Origin of the sequence: Flammeovirga kamogawensis (assembly GCF_018736065.1) — a bacterium.
GTDB classification, from domain to species: Bacteria; Bacteroidota; Bacteroidia; order Cytophagales; family Flammeovirgaceae; genus Flammeovirga; species Flammeovirga kamogawensis.
Genome location: NZ_CP076128.1, coordinates 3,911,181 through 3,929,101, shown reverse-complemented (window position 1 = coordinate 3,929,101; position 17,921 = coordinate 3,911,181). Strand labels below are relative to the sequence as shown.

Annotated in this window: 14 protein-coding genes; 8 read left to right on the top strand and 6 right to left on the bottom strand. The window is 31.6% G+C overall.

Going from position 1 to position 17,921, the window contains the following annotated elements; translation table 11 throughout:
• The first annotated feature begins 17 nt into the window (after nt 1–17).
• Nucleotides 18–434, top strand: coding sequence for a cytochrome c maturation protein CcmE domain-containing protein (locus tag KM029_RS15920; protein ID WP_144074184.1), 417 nt, complete (start codon nt 18–20; stop codon nt 432–434).
• A 119-nt stretch (nt 435–553) separates the two neighbouring features.
• Here KM029_RS15920 and KM029_RS15915 read toward each other — a convergent pair whose 3' ends face one another.
• The 3 genes from KM029_RS15915 to KM029_RS15905 all read right to left on the bottom strand — a co-directional run bounded on the left by KM029_RS15915 (nt 554) and on the right by KM029_RS15905 (nt 2,382).
• A complete protein-coding gene (locus KM029_RS15915; RefSeq protein WP_144074183.1) occupies nt 554–1,303 on the bottom strand; it encodes a cytidylate kinase-like family protein in 750 nt (249 codons plus the stop codon).
• Nucleotides 1,304–1,386: 83 nt separating this feature from the next.
• Nucleotides 1,387–1,731, bottom strand: a complete 345-nt coding sequence (locus KM029_RS15910) for a hypothetical protein (RefSeq protein ID WP_144074182.1) — start codon at nt 1,729–1,731, stop codon at nt 1,387–1,389.
• A gap of 15 nt (nt 1,732–1,746) precedes the next feature.
• Nucleotides 1,747–2,382, bottom strand: coding sequence for a peroxiredoxin-like family protein (locus tag KM029_RS15905; RefSeq protein WP_144074181.1), 636 nt, complete (start codon nt 2,380–2,382; stop codon nt 1,747–1,749).
• Nucleotides 2,383–2,728: 346 nt separating this feature from the next.
• On the opposite strand from KM029_RS15905, the gene KM029_RS15900 reads away from it, so the two are divergent.
• Entirely contained in the window at nt 2,729–3,745 is a 1,017-nt protein-coding gene (locus KM029_RS15900) for a DUF4421 family protein (protein ID WP_158631081.1), read from the top strand.
• Between the two features lie 19 nt (nt 3,746–3,764).
• On the opposite strand, the gene KM029_RS15895 is transcribed toward KM029_RS15900, so the two are convergent.
• Complete coding sequence (locus KM029_RS15895; RefSeq protein WP_144074179.1) at nt 3,765–5,036, bottom strand: Glu/Leu/Phe/Val family dehydrogenase; 1,272 nt, start codon at nt 5,034–5,036, stop codon at nt 3,765–3,767.
• A gap of 138 nt (nt 5,037–5,174) precedes the next feature.
• Nucleotides 5,175–6,815: a hypothetical protein gene (locus KM029_RS15890; protein ID WP_144074178.1), complete on the bottom strand. Its 1,641-nt coding sequence runs from the start codon at nt 6,813–6,815 to the stop codon at nt 5,175–5,177.
• 223 nt (nt 6,816–7,038) lie between these two features.
• Between KM029_RS15890 and pbpC the strand changes: the two genes are divergently transcribed.
• The 6 genes from pbpC to KM029_RS15860 all read left to right on the top strand — a co-directional run bounded on the left by pbpC (nt 7,039) and on the right by KM029_RS15860 (nt 16,280).
• Nucleotides 7,039–9,375 (top strand): penicillin-binding protein 1C, encoded by a 2,337-nt coding sequence (pbpC, locus tag KM029_RS15885; RefSeq protein ID WP_144074177.1) that lies wholly within the window; start codon nt 7,039–7,041, stop codon nt 9,373–9,375.
• Between the two features lie 58 nt (nt 9,376–9,433).
• Nucleotides 9,434–11,251, top strand: coding sequence for a cation:proton antiporter (locus tag KM029_RS15880; RefSeq protein WP_144074176.1), 1,818 nt, complete (start codon nt 9,434–9,436; stop codon nt 11,249–11,251).
• A gap of 120 nt (nt 11,252–11,371) precedes the next feature.
• Nucleotides 11,372–12,094, top strand: coding sequence for a type III pantothenate kinase (locus KM029_RS15875; protein WP_144074175.1), 723 nt, complete (start codon nt 11,372–11,374; stop codon nt 12,092–12,094).
• The gene (locus tag KM029_RS15870; protein ID WP_144074174.1) at nt 12,087–13,403 is read left to right on the top strand and encodes an OmpP1/FadL family transporter; all 1,317 of its coding nucleotides are present in this window, start codon (nt 12,087–12,089) and stop codon (nt 13,401–13,403) included. The genes KM029_RS15875 and KM029_RS15870 overlap by 8 nt, the downstream gene beginning before the upstream one ends.
• Nucleotides 13,404–13,420: 17 nt before the next feature.
• Entirely contained in the window at nt 13,421–15,076 is a 1,656-nt protein-coding gene (locus KM029_RS15865) for a tetratricopeptide repeat protein (protein WP_144074173.1), read from the top strand.
• Nucleotides 15,077–15,149: 73 nt separating this feature from the next.
• A complete protein-coding gene (locus KM029_RS15860; RefSeq protein WP_158631080.1) occupies nt 15,150–16,280 on the top strand; it encodes an alpha/beta hydrolase-fold protein in 1,131 nt (376 codons plus the stop codon).
• Nucleotides 16,281–16,553: 273 nt separating this feature from the next.
• Here the strand turns inward: KM029_RS15860 and KM029_RS15855 are convergent, their stop codons facing one another.
• Nucleotides 16,554–17,888: a flagellar basal body-associated FliL family protein gene (locus KM029_RS15855; protein ID WP_144074171.1), complete on the bottom strand. Its 1,335-nt coding sequence runs from the start codon at nt 17,886–17,888 to the stop codon at nt 16,554–16,556.
• Nucleotides 17,889–17,921 lie beyond the last annotated feature (33 nt).

Genomic DNA, 17,921 nt, shown 5'->3' with positions numbered 1-17,921 from the left:
CACCTAATTTTAAACCTATGAAAAAGTCTCATATTTTTGGTCTAGTCATCATTGGAGTGATGATTAGTATATTGGTAGTTACTGCAGGAGATGCTAGCCAATATGTTGATTTCTCAGAAGCATATTCTCTTGCTGCTGATGGTAACTCTTCTAAAGTTCATGTTATTGGTGAGCTTCAAAAAGATAAAAATGGAAATGTAATTGGCATACATTATGATCCCGCAAAGGACCCTAACTATTTAGCTTTTACATTAGTAGATGATAAGAACATTGCTAAAAAAGTTGTATGTTATTCTCCTCCTGCTTCTATGAGAGATTTCGAAAAATCTGAAAAAGTAGTTGTTATAGGAAGAGCTAAAGGGGAAAATCAAGACTTTATAGCGAGTGAAATTTTAATGAAGTGTCCTTCTAAATACGAGGAGAAACAACTTTAAATAAAAATTGAATATTTATAAAAAAGCCTGTTGATAATAATCAACAGGCTTTTTGTCTTATAAGGTATAGGTGTAAATTAACGTGTATAAATCATATACTTGTTTTACTACAGTTCATTTTAATACACTGTAGAAAACTTATTTTTATTCTTTTGTCGTCTTGACAATTCCTTCACTTTTGCTATTGCAAATGAATATAGGTATTCTGTTAAGGTCTCATCGTCTAATCGACTTCTATCTATAACAGTATCATAATGTTCGGTTTGTCCTTTTTGAATATGCTCTAAGAAATCATTTCTTAATTTAGAATTTTCTAGCATTTTCATTTTTGCATCATCAAAATTAAGATTGTGTGCTTTCATAAGGTGTCCAATCCTAAATTGCATTGTACTATTCACTTTAATTTTAAGTGCATTATCTAATTGTTCTGCAAAAAAAGCAGCACCTCTTCCTAATATTACAACATTACCTCTTTCAAAATAAGCATGAATTATTGTTTTTAAAGTTGATGATAATTTACCATCTAACTTATTATAACTCGGACCAAATGAATGTATCAGTTGTTCAATAATTCCTTTTTTTTCAAAAGGAACATATTCTTCAATTAACTTATATTCTATACTTAATTCTCTTGATAAATCACGAATAACACTGGTATCAATGAGTCTCCATTCTTTTTTTAGCAAATTGAATCCTACCTCATTCTTGTTCAAATATTTTACAAGCTGCTCACCAACTTTTTTTATCCCAGAACCATAATCTCTTGAAAGTGTTATTATTGTTCCTTTAGCACTTGCTTTTTTAGAAACAGAATGTGTGAATTCATATTCTAAATTCTTGATTAATTGAGTATATACATTAGTTTCCATGATAATTACATTTAAGAGTAGTTGATGTTATTAATTAAATGTAATTTAAACACTTGTTAATTGATTTTAACTGATTATTATCACTACTTACTAGTGATTTTATTCAGAATATAATTTCCCAATTCTTCTTCGTATGAGAATATATCTAACAGTAATGGATTTAATAAACCTGCAAGCATTGGAGGAACATCATCTTCAAGTGATGGTTTTTCATCAATAATAAATGCTTCCTTATATTTTTCAATTAATTGTTGTTGCTTACCATAAGCAGATTTCAATTTTGACAACTCCCATCCATCTCTAGAAAGGTGAATTAATCTTGTTTCAGAAAGAGCATCTAATTTACCACCCATTAAATGAGCTCCTAATTTTTCTGATATAAAACTCTTACCTACAATTTGTTTTTCTTCTTCTTTTATTGCTTGCATATTATTATTTATAATTTATTCCGATGATAAAGACTCAGCTGCTCCAACTAATAAAGATGGGCTTATGCGTTTCTTAAAATTAGGGTTGATGTACTCGAAATTGATCTCTCCATTTTGGCGAACAAAAAATACAGCTGGAACAGGTAACATTTGATGCTTTCCTCCATCTGTCATTACTATATCCATTCCTAAATTAGAAAACTTATTAAATGACTTATCATCTAATGTATAAGCTAATCCAAATGCCTTAGAAGCTAACATATCACTATCAGAAAAAAGCTGATAATTCATCATATGTTTATCATAAGTCATAGATAATGCATCAGGTGAATCTGGTGATATTGCTATTATTTGATACCCAATACTTACCAAATAATCTGATACTTCTCCTAACCCAGACAGTTGTCTATTACAGTACGGACACCATCCTCCTCTATAAAAAACAAGGATAGAAGGTTTTTTCTTTATTTCTTTCAATAAGTTTACTTCGTTCCCTTCTACGTCTCTTAAAAGAATTTCTTTTGGAATTATTTCTCCAATTAATAAAGGTGATATATCACTTGCTTGCTGAGGAATTTGTTGTCCATTTACATTAAGTGTTATACCTAGTATAAGTATACAGATTGAATAAAATATGTTATTAGTTTTCATAGTGACTTTGTGAGTTAATATCTGCTGATTAATTTTGAATATTTGATGAAGATAGATTAAAATATTTAATTTTAAACCTATAATAACATCCACAACGAAAAAAATTATTTAACTATTCTTATTAAATATATACCTCATATTTTTTTTGTGAAATGAAATCACTTATTTTTCATGATAATTCTATTCATTACTATTTATGGGCTTCTGTAAATTAAAACTCCTATTCATCATAGCATTTACCTTTACCTACTCCATTGTTTTTTCTCAAAAAAAGCCGGAAGCAGATAGTGTATACTTAAAGCATTTTGTAAGAGATATAAATGATAAGATTAGTGGAAGTATTTTTATGTCTAACTCAAAGTTACAATTAACTTTTAATAATCACCCTCCTAATAATTGGTGGGATGATGATGCTCTTATAAGAAGAGACCGTCCAAAAGATGTTGTCTATATACCTAATAATAGTTATTTAATTGGCCTAGGTATAAGTTTTGGCAATCTAGGAGTTAGAGCCAGTATACAAACACCAATTTCAGAATATAACGAAGATATTTATGGCAAATCAAGTGTATTTAGGTTAAGGGTTGATGGCTTTGTAAAAAAATGGTATTTAGATGCTGAATATTATAGGTATAGTGGTTTTACAGATACCAATGTTGCTATTTATGATAGTACTTGGAATCGTCCTGAAAAACTAATTAGAGAAGATATTATCACAAGATCGATCAATTTAAATGCGGTAAAATTTACTAATAAAAAGTTTAGCTATAAGGCTGTTTTCAAACAAAAAGAAATTCAATTAAAAAGTGCTTTTACAACATATTACAAACTAAGGTTCCGTTCAGAAAATTATAATGCTGCAGAACCTTTTATTCCTCCTCTTGCAAGAAATCCGGATTCTAAATACGGCACAATGACTCGTTTAAGAATGAATGATTTTACTGTTATTGGTGGTGGTGCAGGTGTATTAGTGTGGAATGGCTTTTTTCTTGGCGCAATGGTAGGAGCAGGAATTGGAGTACAACACCAAAGCTTTACATTAAGTACTGAATCTGGAATACATTACTCTATGATACCTGCACTTGATATTAAAGCATCCGGCGGGTACAATACTGAGAAGATGTTTATCACATTTCAGCTTAACTCTGAAATTACTTATAGTGCTTTACCTTCAACTTTTGATCAAGAATTTTTAGCTATTAGCTATTTTTCCAACTTCGAAGTTAACTGTGGATATAGGTTCGATATGGGACCTCACATTACCAGAAGTGTTGAATGGGCTAATCATATCATTCATACTACTGTTAATGCAGTAATTGGGAAAGGACACCCTAAGACAAATAAAAAAGCATCTGATGATTAAATCAAATGCTTTTTTATGATTAGAAAGATCCTCTTAATTTATAAGTATCAGCCACTTTTGTTATTGCGACCATGTAAGAAGCAATTCTTAGTGATACATTATGTTTATCAGCAATAGCAAAAACTCTTTCAAAAGCTTCTTTCATTATTCTATCACTTCTTCTATTTACTCGATCTCTCGTCCATTTATACCCTAATCGGTTTTGAACCCATTCAAAATATGAGACTGTTACCCCTCCTGCATTAGCAAGAATATCTGGCACAACCACAATTCCTTTTTTATGTAAAATACCATCTGCTTTAGCCCCCGTTGGTCCATTTGCACCTTCAACTATTAAACGGGCTTTAATTTTTTCTGCATTTTTATTATTAATAACATCTTCTTTAGCAGCAGGAACAATTACATCTACATCGAGTTCAAGTAACTCATCGTTTGTAATTTTACTTCCTCCTGTATAACCTTCTAGTGTTTTATATGTAGCTCTATACTCACTGGCTTCTCTTAAATCGATACCATCTATATTATAAAATGCTCCAGTATGATCACTTATTGCAATAACTTTTAATCCTTTTTGAGCTAATAATTTCGCAGCATTACTTCCTACATTTCCAAAACCCTGAACAGCAACTGTGGCTGTGGTTGGGTCAATCTTCATTTTACGAAGTGCTTCCATTGTAGAAACCATAACTCCTCTACCTGTAGCTTCAACTCTGCCCAATGATCCCCCTAAAACTAGAGGCTTACCTGTAACAACGGCTTGAACAGTTTTACCTTGTGCTTTAGAGTATTCATCCATAATCCAAGCCATTTCTTGTGGGCCTGTACCCATATCTGGGGCTGGAATATCAGTGTCTGGACCAAAAACTTCATACATTTTTACTGTATAAGCTCTTGTAAGTCTTTCTAACTCTCCTTGTGACATTACGGATGGATCACATTTAATTCCACCCTTTGCTCCTCCATAAGGGATATCTACAACAGCACATTTCCATGTCATCCATGCTGCAAGTGCTTTTACCTCATCAAGGTTTACATCTAAGTCGTATCTAACACCACCTTTAGAAGGTCCTAATGTGTTTGAATGGATTACTCTATATCCCTCAAAAACTTTCTTATGACCATCGTCCATTACAATTGGCAATGACACTATTACTTGTTTTGCAGGACTCTTTAATACCTCATAGGTTTCTAAATCCAAGCCTAGCTTTTCGGCAGCAATATTAAATCGCTCCATCATCGACTCAAATGGATTTTCCTTGTCGGTTATTGGTGCTGGTTCAATGTACCCCATCAAATGATATTTTAAATGTAAAATTTACGTTTATGAATGCAAATACCTTAAAAAGGAATTAAAAAAACAAATTTTTCAAAAAAAATCACACATCATAATGCATTAATAAACTACAAATCAATAATTTAATAATTGTACTTATTTTGATAAGTTTCTGTTACTATAGGATAAACAGGTTAAAAAGAAATAATTTTCGCTTTCGTTATTCCCAGATAATCGAGAAGAAACCTTCTTCGTTCCTGTATGAATAAAATGATTAGCATACCAATGTGAAATACCTCCATTTGTATACTTATCTATTGTATTTGAAGGTGAATAATCCTTGTAAACATTCACTTCACAAGCATTTTTATATTCTAATCTTTTAGATACTTTATAAAAGAAACTATCTCTACTTACATGAATAAATGCTACTTTTTTATGGTCTGCATATGCCTGAATCGATTCGATTGGTAAACTGTTTTTATGATTTCTAGTTACATAAGTATTATCCCAAATCATTTCCCCCGTTTCAAAATCAAATCCACAGGCTAATGCTCTTTTGTACTTACACTCTAAAGGAAAAGGAGCTCCAGAATACATTTTCTCTTCAGATAATCCATAAGGTATATACTCCCCTTTTTTTATAATTTCATTCCGATAATCTTGTGCAAAATTCTTCATTGTAGGGGCGTCTGCTTTTGTAAAAAAGCCTTCGGAAGCAAATTTAGCATCTTTAGTATAAGGATAAATAAAAGAAACTTCTTCCATTATAAACATTACTTGGCCATTCATAAACTGTAATTTATGAGGCATTAAAGAAATATTTAAAGGCATTACTTTTCCTTTCTTTTTCTTATTCGCAAACTTATTTTCTAATTGTTCTCTTTTCTTTGGATCTAAATGACTTAAGTAATTATTGAAAAATGAAAAATCATAAAACTTAGGCTTTATTCTATATCCGTTGCCTGTTAATTTCATAGAATAAACACCTTGAGACTGTTCCGTTACACCTCCTAAACCATATGTCCCCATCATAATTAGTTCACCTTTTGAATTATGATAAGGTCTAAAAGATTGATAATTATAATCTCTCTGAATTTCTTCAAAATATTGTTTATCTAAATTACCATCAATTGAATAATCATTGATATAAACACCTCTATGATCACTAGACATTTCAGCTTTTAAAACTAATGTCAACATGTCAGCATCTTTATCCCATTCCATGCACACAATACCTCCTTTAATTTGATGTACAGAAGATAAGATTTTTCGGTTATCATTTTCTAAATCCCATCTTGCTGCAAATGGTAAACCCATGGCGTGACCTCCTAAAAAACAGATATTGTCTTCAACTAAGAAATAATCTATTTCAGATTTTTCAACATTTTTATAGTAATATACTTTATGTTTTCCGTCAGCTAAACGAACACGTAATACACGGTAATTAATTTCTCCTTGACGCATTAAATAATAGGCATATTCCTTATCAAAACCTTTAGAAATGATTTGACCGTAGTTCTCTACTTGGATATTTTTTACCCATCCTTTTCTAAAATCCGTTTTGATATATGTCAACTCTATATCAGAAACAATATTTTTTTTCTCTCCTCCATAACGGTTCCTTAATACTAGAACACCTTGATCTCCCATTGGATTAAGTTCATAGGATGCATCATATTCATGCAACATAGGAAATTTGATCGTATGCTCTTCAAAAGTTTGGGCAGAGGAAAGTTGAGCTAGAAATAGACAGCAAATTAATGATAATGAGATAAGATAATTTTGTTTTTTCATAGGTACAGATAGTTGATAAGAATTAGTTACTAGGCATTGCTAACGAGATTTAATAAAATTTGTACATTTAGTAATTGTTATATAACAACATGAATCTAAAATTGTACTTTTCTATTATAGGTTAATTTCAATTTTTTGCTCTAGAAATGTATAATAATAATTAGGAATCACTCTATATTTAGAAATAGTGATTAATTGATTTATCTTAATTTAGTCATCAAAATTGAACGATCACAAGTTTAGACACATAAATATCAGTAAGTTAGGACCGAAACTATTAATAAGTTTAAGCATTCTTTGTTTTGTCCTATTCTCTTTTTCTTTAATTGTACAATTCCTATTCCCTTATCAATACAAAGAAGATTACGGAAGTATTACTTTATCAACAAAACAAGAAGTTTTAGGGGCAACGTTAAATTCTACAGATAAATGGAGACTTTATACTTCTTTAGATGATGTTTCTCCATTTTTTATTAAAGCAATTATTGAAAAAGAAGATAAATGGTTTTATTACCATTTTGGTATAAATCCCATAGCTATTGTTAGAGCAGCTTTCAATAATCTAAAAAGTGGTCATCGGACTTCAGGTGCATCTACAATTAGTATGCAGGTTGTACGGCTATTAACACCTAAAAAAAGAACCTACTTTAATAAGTTTATTGAGGTATTTAAATCAATACAACTAGAATTAACCTTTTCTAAAAAAGAAATTCTTGAGATCTACATAAATCATATTCCTTATGGAGGTAATATTGAAGGTATAAAAGCTGCCTCTGTTTTATATTTAGGCAAGAACCCCGAAATGCTAAGTGTTGCTCAAGCCACTATGTTATCTATAATTCCTAATCGTCCAACATCTTTATCAATTGGTAATTATTCTGATCTGTTATTAAACTCTAGGAATAAATGGATTAAAAGGTTTTATGAAAGTAACCTTTTTGATATTAATGCTTATGAAAGTGCGATATTAGAACCCTTAAATATTAAAAGACGAGCAATACCCAAAATCACACCTCACTTAAATAGAAAATTATTTAAAAAATATCCTTCTAAGAAAATCATTAAAACCTTTATAGATATCAATTATCAGTTAAAAAGTGAACAAATAGTTAAAAATTATGCCCGTAAGATTGCAAATTATTCTATCCATAATTTAGCTGCGATAATAATCGATAATACTACCAAAACAGTAATTACATATATAGGTTCACAAGATTTTTACGATAATAACTTTGCTGGACAAGTAGATGGAATCTCAGCTGTAAGGTCTCCGGGTAGTACACTAAAGCCTCTAATTTATGGAATTGGATTTGACCAAGGTATCATAACTCCTAAACTGAAACTCTTAGATGTTCCTATGGATTTTGGTAATTACAGTCCACAAAATTATGATTTACACTTTAATGGTGCTGTTACTGTGGAAGAGGCACTTGGTAAATCATTAAATATTCCGGCTGTAGATCTTCTTCAAAAAATTGGTTTATCAACTTTTTTACAGAAATTAGAAATCTGTGATTTTAAAACAATATCGAGAAAAAAAAAATACTTAGGTTTATCTACAGCATTGGGAGGTTGTGGAACTAGACTATCAGAATTAAGTGGATTATATTCTACTTTTGCAACTGAAGGTACTTATTCTCCAATAAAATTGTCAACAGAAGATACACTTAACTATAAACAAGAAATTATTAGTCCTGAAAGCGCGTTTATGTTAACTGAGATTTTATCAGATCTCAGACGACCTGATTTACCTAATAATTATCAAAACAGTACAAATGTTCCTAGGATATCATGGAAAACGGGTACTTCATATGGACGTAAAGATGCATGGAGTATAGGTTATAATAAACAATTCACTGTAGGTGTTTGGTGTGGTAATTTTGATAATGAAGGTGTTCAAGAATTAACAGGAGCCCAAATAGCTACTCCTTTATTATTTCAAATCTTTAGATCAGCTTATTCTTCAAAAAATCAAGAAATAAGTTCAGAAAAAGTACCTGATGATATAAATAGTAGAAATGTTTGTTCCATAAGTGGAGAAATACCAAGTACTTTTTGTGAACACATAATTGATGATTGGTATATACCTACAGTTTCCCATTTTCAAAAATGCACTTGTCAAAAAATGTATTTTATCGCTTTAGACTCTTCATACTCGTACTGTAGTATTTGTTTACCTAAAAATGGAGGTTACAAAAAAAAGCTTTACCCTAATTACGCTCCAGAATTATCTAGATATTATTCTGATGAAAAAATCCCACATGAAAAACCTCCAATTCATAATCCTTATTGCTCAAAAGTAATTTCAGGAGTTGCTCCTACTATAGTTTCACCAGTTGCAGGAAGAACATATTATGTAACCGAAAGTAACGCTAAGTTATCTTTAATTGCGAATACATCTAATGACGTGAATTATTTATTTTGGTATATAAATGATAAGTTTATTGGAAAAAGAGAAAAAGATGCTACTTTTTTTTATTCACCTACAGTCGGAAAAAATAAAATTTCATGTAGTGATGATAAAGGAAGAAATAGCGATATTTTTATATTTGTGAAATAAATGGTCTCTACTGTTTAATTATAGAGTCATATCCCAAAAAGAAAATAAAGATTATTATATGATTGAACTTGCAGGTTTATTAGGGTTAGGTTTCTTTGCTCAATGGTTAGGGTGGAGAATAAAAGTTCCTGCAATCCTACCATTAATTCTAATTGGATTATTGGTCGGCCCATTTTCAACACTATTTACTTCTGATGGAAGCAAATTTATAGACGGTGATAAAATATTTCATGGAGAATTACTCTTTGACGTAGTCAATCTTTCTGTTGGATTAATTCTATTTGAAGGGGGAATGACACTAAAGTTGAAAGAAACAAAAAACATTGGTAGTGTAATTTGGAGACTATTGATTTTTGGATCAATAATCACTTTAATTGGAGGTGCATTAGCTACTCATTTTATCATGGGCTTTAGTTATAAAATAGCATTCCTTTTTGGAGGATTAATTATTGTGAGTGGACCAACTGTAATTGGGCCTTTGCTAAGAAATATCAAACCTAATAATAGAATAAACACAATTTTAAAGTGGGAAGGAATTCTTATAGATCCTATTGGGGCTTTAGTTGCAATTTTAATTTTTGATTTTATTCTTTCTGGGCACTCCAATGAGCTTTTCACACTTTTCGCTTTAAAAGGCTTTATTTTTCTTACAATATCTGGTACTGCTGTTGGTAGTATTGCTGCATTTATTACAACAAAAGTACTAAACCAAAAACTTTTACCAGATCACCTTAAAAACATTGTAATGCTAGGTTTTGTTGTTGCTACTTTTGCACTTTCAGACCTATTACATGCTGAATCAGGGTTATTAGCTGTTACAGTCTACGGAATGATTTTAGCAAATTCTAAAGTGGCATCTATGAAGTCAATTCTTCACTTTAAAGAAGATGTAACTTTAGTATTAATTTCCTTCTTATTTGTGATGCTGTCTTCAAGAATGTCGTTAGATGATCTAGAAGCTCTCGCAAATTGGAATAGTGTACTATTATTTATAGTCATAGTATATGTAATCCGACCATTAGTTGTTTTATCTAGTACTTTGGGTACTTCATTAACTTGGCAAGAAAGGTTATTTATATCCTACATATCACCAAGGGGAATTGTAGCAGCAGGTGTTGCCTCTCTCTTTACCTTAAAATTAACTTCTGGAATAGCTCCTATTTCTGCTGCTCAAGTAAAAGAAGCAGAATTACTATTACCATTAACATTTATGACGATTATTGGTACTGTTGTTATTCAAGGACTTACTGCAAAACCTCTTGCAAAATTGCTTAAAGTAACACGAAAAGAACCAAATGGAGTATTATTTTTAGGAGCGAGTGAAGTAGGTTTATTTATGGCTCGTATTTTACAACAATACCATATCCCCATTTTAGTTTCCGATACTTCGGAACAAAACATCAAAGAAGCGAAAAGATTAAGGATTCCTACCTACGAAGGAAGTATTTTATCTGATGGTGCATTAGAGAATGTAGATTTTTCAGAATATGGTCAATTATTTTCTACTACATCAAATAATGAAATCAATATATTAGGTAATAGAACTATTTCTGCTGAGTTGGGTATGAATAAAGTTTTTCGTTTGGCTTCAAAATTAGAAGTAGAAACTGACACATTAAATAAGCCTCAGCACCTATTGTTCCAAGGTAAATATGACTTTATTGGTTTAACAAATATAATTCGACAAAAACATGTTGTAAAGAATGTTAAACCAGAAAAAACACTCGATCAAGAAGAAAGTTTTCAATTTTTATCAAATTTTGATTTACCTATTTTTATAATCCATGAAAACAACCGCATAACACCCGTTACAGATTCTCTTACAGAAATAACTGAAAGTGATGAAGTAATTTACATAGAGTTAACAAATAAGTAAATCAATGTTATTAAGGTTAATTTTAGTGAAATTATTTTGATAAAATTAAGCTAGAAAGTATTTATGTAGTTAACGTAATTATTTTGTTAATTATCAACTACATACGAGTAAGATATTATAATGCAAAAAAGGGTCAGTATTGACATTGGAAACACCTTAATGAAAGTTGGGTTCTTTAAAGACAACGAATTAATAAATGTTAGTGTCTTTCAAGATAACGTTAAACTTTTTGAAGCATTAAAAGACTTCTCCTGTGAATCTATTGGGATTGCAAATGTTGGAAGAATTAAGAATGATTTAATTCAACATTTAGAAAAGGAGTATAAAGTTGTGAAAATTACCTCAGCTTTAGAAATCCCTTTTATCAATAGTTATGCAACACCACAAACGTTGGGAGTAGATAGAATAGCAGCTGTTATTGGTGCTAAATCAATCTTTCCTAACAGTAATTGTTTAGTAATAGATGTAGGAACATGTGTTACTTATGATTTTATTACAAAAGAAAATGAATATCTAGGCGGAGGTATTTCTCCTGGCTTAGATATGAGGTTTAAAGCAATGCATCATTTCACTGCTAATCTACCTCTTATAACTTTCGAAAATATGGAGCAAGAACTTGTTGGAAACAGCACAAAAAATTGTTTAAAATCGGGAGCAATAAATGGGTTAATTGCAGAAATAAATGGTATTATTGCACTTTATGAAGCAAAATATAGTAATATTACTACTTTGCTTTGTGGTGGAGTTGCAAATACTTTTGAATCTAAATTAAATTCAAGCATCTTTGCAGACCGAAATTTGGTTCTCAAGGGAATCGACCGTATCCTGAGATTAAATGTATAAGAGAATAAATAACATCATACTTACTTGCCTTTCAATTGTAGCTTTTGCAACATCAGCTTCAGCACAACAAGGCAACGCTCCTTTTTCAGCATTAGGAGTAGGAACCCCTGTCGACCCAGTATCTGTTAGAAATAAAGGTATGGGCTATACAGGTGTTGGTTTAGCTAGTTATGGACATTCTAACTTGCTAAATCCTGCAACTATGACTTACAATAACCTAACATTGTTTGAGATTGGTATGTATACCGAACAAAGAACATTGGTTGCTGAAAATCAAATGCAGGAAGATTATGGTGGAGGTCTAAGTTATTTAACTTTCGCTTTCCCAGTAAGTCAGAAATGGACAATGGGTTTTGGTTTTAAGCCAATTACAGTTGTTAATTATAAATTTGCTCAAACAGATACGCTTAGTATTCCTGTAAATGGCCAAATGACTCCTGCTAAATACTATGGTATTGAAAACGAAGGGTCAGGTGGTATTAACCAAGTTTATTTTTCTAATGCATTCAGAGTAACTAAAGGTTTATCTGTAGGTTTAGAATTAGGTTACAACATTGGTATTATTGAAAGAGTATCAAAAACACAACTTCTTGATGGTTCAAGTGATTTTAGATCAGCAAGAGGTATTCGTTTAAATTATAGAGGATTTACATATAAGCCTGGTGTTTACTATTCTCATCACTTTGGTGCAAAAGAAAAAGGTAGTCGTTTAAACTTTGGTGCTACATATCAATTTGAACAACAACTTAATGTAAAGCGTTTAGAAGATATTCAAACAAGGTCTACTACAGATCTAGTTTTAAATAGAGATACAATTATGCTTGATCAATCTCAATATGCTACAATGCCAGCTGAATTAGCAGTAGGTATTAGCTATGAATTGGTTGGGAAGCTTGCTATTGCAGTGGACTTTAAACAACAAAAATGGTCTGATTTTGTAGACTATGATGGAGTTCCTATTGATGCAAACGGAGATAAAGTTTTAGCAGATTCTTATAAGATCGGTATTGGTTTTGAATATACCCCCGATTACCTTTCTGCTTCAAGCTATATGAAAAGAATTACATGGCGTGGAGGTTTTTCTTATGGAGAAACACCTTACATTGCCTATGAACAACGAATTAAAGAGTACGTAGTGACCGGAGGTATTGAATTCCCAATGGGTTTCTCTTCATTGTCCGTGTCTGGAGAATATGGGTGGTTAAGCTCACCTATCCAAACAGTTACTTCATTTGAAGAACGTCACTATCAATTAAATATAGGTGTAACAATTAACGACCGCTGGTTCGTAAGGCGTCGAATCAACTAATCAATCGAATTTCAAACATGAATAGGTTAGCAACTTTTCTATTAGGGTTTTTGCTTATTGCAAATTTTGCACAAGCACAAGAAGAAGGTGCAGCAGCATCAGATAACGGTTTAACAGAACAAAAAGCAGCAGATGGCAGCGTTAAGAAAGGCTGTGATGCAAGAGGATATTGCTGGGGAGAAAATGTAGAAGAGACAAAGTCTAAGTACACATTCTTCTCTGATAATATGAAAGCAAAGAACTATAGTCAAGAAACTATTGATGCTTTCAATTATTTATATACAAATGCTCCATATATACATAAAAACTTGTATATCTATGGTCTTAAACTTTACAAATCTTTAGTTTCTACTGAAACTAAGAAAAAAGAAGCTGCTGATAAAGAGCTTATCGTAAAGTATGAAGATACTGTATTAAAATTATACGATGAAAGAGGTAAATACTTTGGCAACCCAAATAAATGGGAATCAGAAAAAGGTAAATACCTTTACAGATATGTAAAAGATCGTCCTGATTTTGATGAAAGACTTCCTGAGTATTATGCATTCTACAGAAAAGTTGCAGAAAGAGATGGTGTAAAAACTGATGACTCTAATATGTCTGCTTACGTAGCAATCGTTGCTAAGCTTCATATTTCATACAAAAAAGCAGTTCAAGGATTTAACAAAGATCCTAAAACGAAAGCTCAAAAGTCTGCTATCTTAACTGCAAACTCAGTAATTGCTAACAAAGATGGTAAATATACTGATGCTCAGATCAAAGAATATACAGCTAAGAAAGTAGCTGCTGAAAAAGAATTAGAGAACTTATCTACTCAATTTGAAACATCTGATGCTGATTTCAAAAAATACAAATCTTTTAATGAAGATTGGTTAATGGATGAGTATGATTTTGTTTCTAACATCGCAGGAAAAAACATCGAAATAGCAGAGGCTGCTAAAAAAGAAAAAGACGTTAAGTCTTGGAATCGTATTCAAACAATGGCTGACAAATACATCATGGGTATGTTAGATATTGATTGTGATTTCATTAACGATAAATTAGGGGCTAAATTTAAAGCTGATCCTACTGATATCGCTACGGCTAAGAAAATTGTAGGTTATTCTATCCGTAAAAAATGTATGGATGGTCCTTACTTTATCCAAGCTGCTGAAGTAGTTTACGCTGCAGAACCAACTCCTGCTTATGCTAACTTAATTTCTGGTCAGTATATCAAGAAAAATGAAACTGATAAAGCAATTGAGTGGAAAGAAAAAGCAATCGAATTATATTCTGAAGATCCTACAAAACAAGCAGAGACTTCTATCGATCTTGCAAAATTATACAACAAAAAAGGTTTAAAATCTCAAGCTCGTTCACAAGCTTACAAAGCAATTGAATTTGACAGTGAGATCTCTAAAGAAGCTTATACATTTATTGGAGACCTTTACATGGGTTCTTACAAGCAATGTTTTGAATCTTCTGAAGATAACGTTCAAGAAAGAGGTTGTTATTTAGCTGCATACGACATGTACAAGAAAGCTGGTAACTCTTCGAAAATGGCTTCTGCTCAAAAGCAGTTCCCTTCTAAGTCTGATATTTTTACTTTAGCTGCAAAAGGTTATGCTGAAGGTAAATCTATTAAAGTTGGATGTTGGATTGGTGGATCAACTACTCTACGTATCCGTCCATAATTGACAAAAAAATATTATTTTTAAACCTCATACATTTAGTTGTATGAGGTTTTTTTTATTTAAACCCTATATCATGTATAAATTAGTTACAATTGCATTTTTATTATCATTAATATCCTGTATTAAACAGAGGGATGAAATTGATGTTACTTGGAATATTAATCTAGAAAAACCTGTTGACAAACAAATTTATATTTCAGGGAATCAACCTTTTCTTGGAAATTGGTCGCCAAAATCTATCTTATTAGAGAAAAATGATTCTTTACATTGGAGTTTTACTAACACAGTTTCTAAAAATACACTATTGGAGTATAAATTCACTCTTGGAGATTGGAACTTCCAAGCTGCAAATGAGAATGGTATTGCTCTTGAAAATATGGAAGTGATCACACCCAAAAAGGATACTATCATAAATGTCAATATAAAAAACTGGACATCAGGGAATCAACTTCAAGAACAAGGGCAAATAACAGGAACAGTTGAGTATATTAAAGATTTTCATATTGATGGTTTAAAAGATAGAGATATTATTATTTGGCTTCCACCATCCTATAAAACAAATCAAACCAAAAGATACCCAGTTTTATATATGCATGATGGACAAAATACTATAGACCCTAGAACAAGTTCCTTTGGAGTTGATTGGCAAGTTGATGAAACAGTCACAAACCTTATCGAAAATAAAAAACTACAAGAAATTATAATTGTTGCATCCTATTGTACAGAAGATAGAAATGCAGATTATGGGGACACTAAAAAAGGTAAACTATATCGTAAATCGCTCGCTATTGACTTAAAAAAGTATATTGATATAAAGTATAGAACTAAACCTCAAAAACAACACACAGCTATCGCAGGGTCATCTATGGGTGGTTTGGTCAGTTTTATGTCTGCTTGGGAATACCCTGAGGTTTATAAAGGAGCTATATGTATGTCTCCTGCTTTCAAATATGAAGATTTTGATTATATCAATACCATCACAGAAGACAACAAAAAAGACCTAATACTTTATATTGATAATGGAGGTAAAGGTGTTGATATAATTTTACAACCTGGTGTTGAGAAAATGGAGAAAGAACTACTTAAAAAAGGATATAAGTTGAATGACGATTTATTTGTAGTCTTTAATAAAAAGGCAAAACACTCTGAAGGTGATTGGGCTTTGAGGTTCCCATATGCCATTGAATTATTTTTCAAAAAATAATTAACAACATGTACGATAAAAATTATAATCAAGAGCAAACTTAGTGTACCTAATTTCTAAAACTTCTTTTCCTCCCCCAATTAAGTGCTTATAGAAAATTATTATCCAACATATTAAAAGTAAATGGCTAATTTTTTAATTACATTTTATGGATAAATACTCGATAATTTACATGGAGTTAAAATGGGTATATTTGAGTATCTAGAAAGATTAAACAAAAAAACCTCATATCAGCTAAGATATGAGGTTTTATATTTTTCAAATTCTCACCTGTTAAGTATGGTGATGAATTGATTCTTCTAACATTGGGTGTTGATTTGGAATTAAGCCACCTTTACTTAAACCTGTAAAGAATAAGTATAAGAAGATTGACAAGAATACCATACCCGAACCAATCTCAGTTAAACCAAATCCTCCGTTTTCTTTTAATGATCCTGGTATGATCAATAAGCAGAACTCCATAAAGTGACCGAAGATAACAACACCAGCAACCATTTTCATTAAAATAGTTTTACGTTTTGCATCTCTTGTCATCAAGACGAAGAATGGGAAAATAAAGTTTGTAATTAAGATTGTGAAGAAAAGTGGTGCATAGGTTGCACTTCTCAAACGATCTACGAAGTAAATTGTTTCTTCTGGAATGTTTGCATAGTAAATCAATAAGAATTGAGAGAACCATAAATACGACCAGAAAATTGAGAATCCGAATAAGAACTTACCTAAATCATGTAAATGGTTTTCATTTACTAATTTCAGGTAACCCATATCCTGAAGGATCACTACAAATAATGACATAAATGCCACTGCAGAAACTAACCAACCTGCAAGGATATACCAACCAAATAAAGTTGAATACCAGTGCGTATCGATTGACATAATCCAATCCCAAGAAGTGATTGATTCAGAAATACCAAAGAAAATTAAGAAGGCAACACTCATACGTTGTGCTTTTCTAAAATATTTAGTAGATCCATCACCATTATCTTCTGCTTTAGTTATTTTATTTAATGCCCAGCCAAACAATGTCCAAACTGTAACAAAAAGTATCATTCTAAATAAGAAGAAAGGAGTATTTAAGAAATCTGTCTTTCCTGCAATGATTGCATCATAGTTAGGAGAAGCAGGATCTGCAATACCTTCGTGAGTCCAGTGAAAAATTGTATGACCACCTACTAAAAAAGTAATTAATAATACAATACCACCTAAAGGGATAAACTGACGGAAGTTTAACATTACTCTGTTAATCAATACTGGCCAACCTGAATTAGCAACAAATTGAAGAGCAAAGAAGAAAAATCCTAATAAAGCGATACCCGTAAAGAATACGCCGTTTACCCAAACGTCAACAATAATACGATCATACCAATGAAATTCGGCATGATGACCATGTTCACCACCTTCATGTACTGCTGTTGCCGAAGCAACTTCAGTAGCATGTTCTACTGCTGCATGATGGTCTTCGTGACCACCACCCATCATTAAGAAGATCGCACCCAACACAAACAACACCAATCCGATGCCGCCGATGAGCGTCACGTTCTTCTTCAATTTACCATCAAAAGTAAACTGCTCTTGAACATTATTTAGATCTACATCTACGTGCGCCATATCTCTATTATTAAAATAGTTAAGATCGTTGGG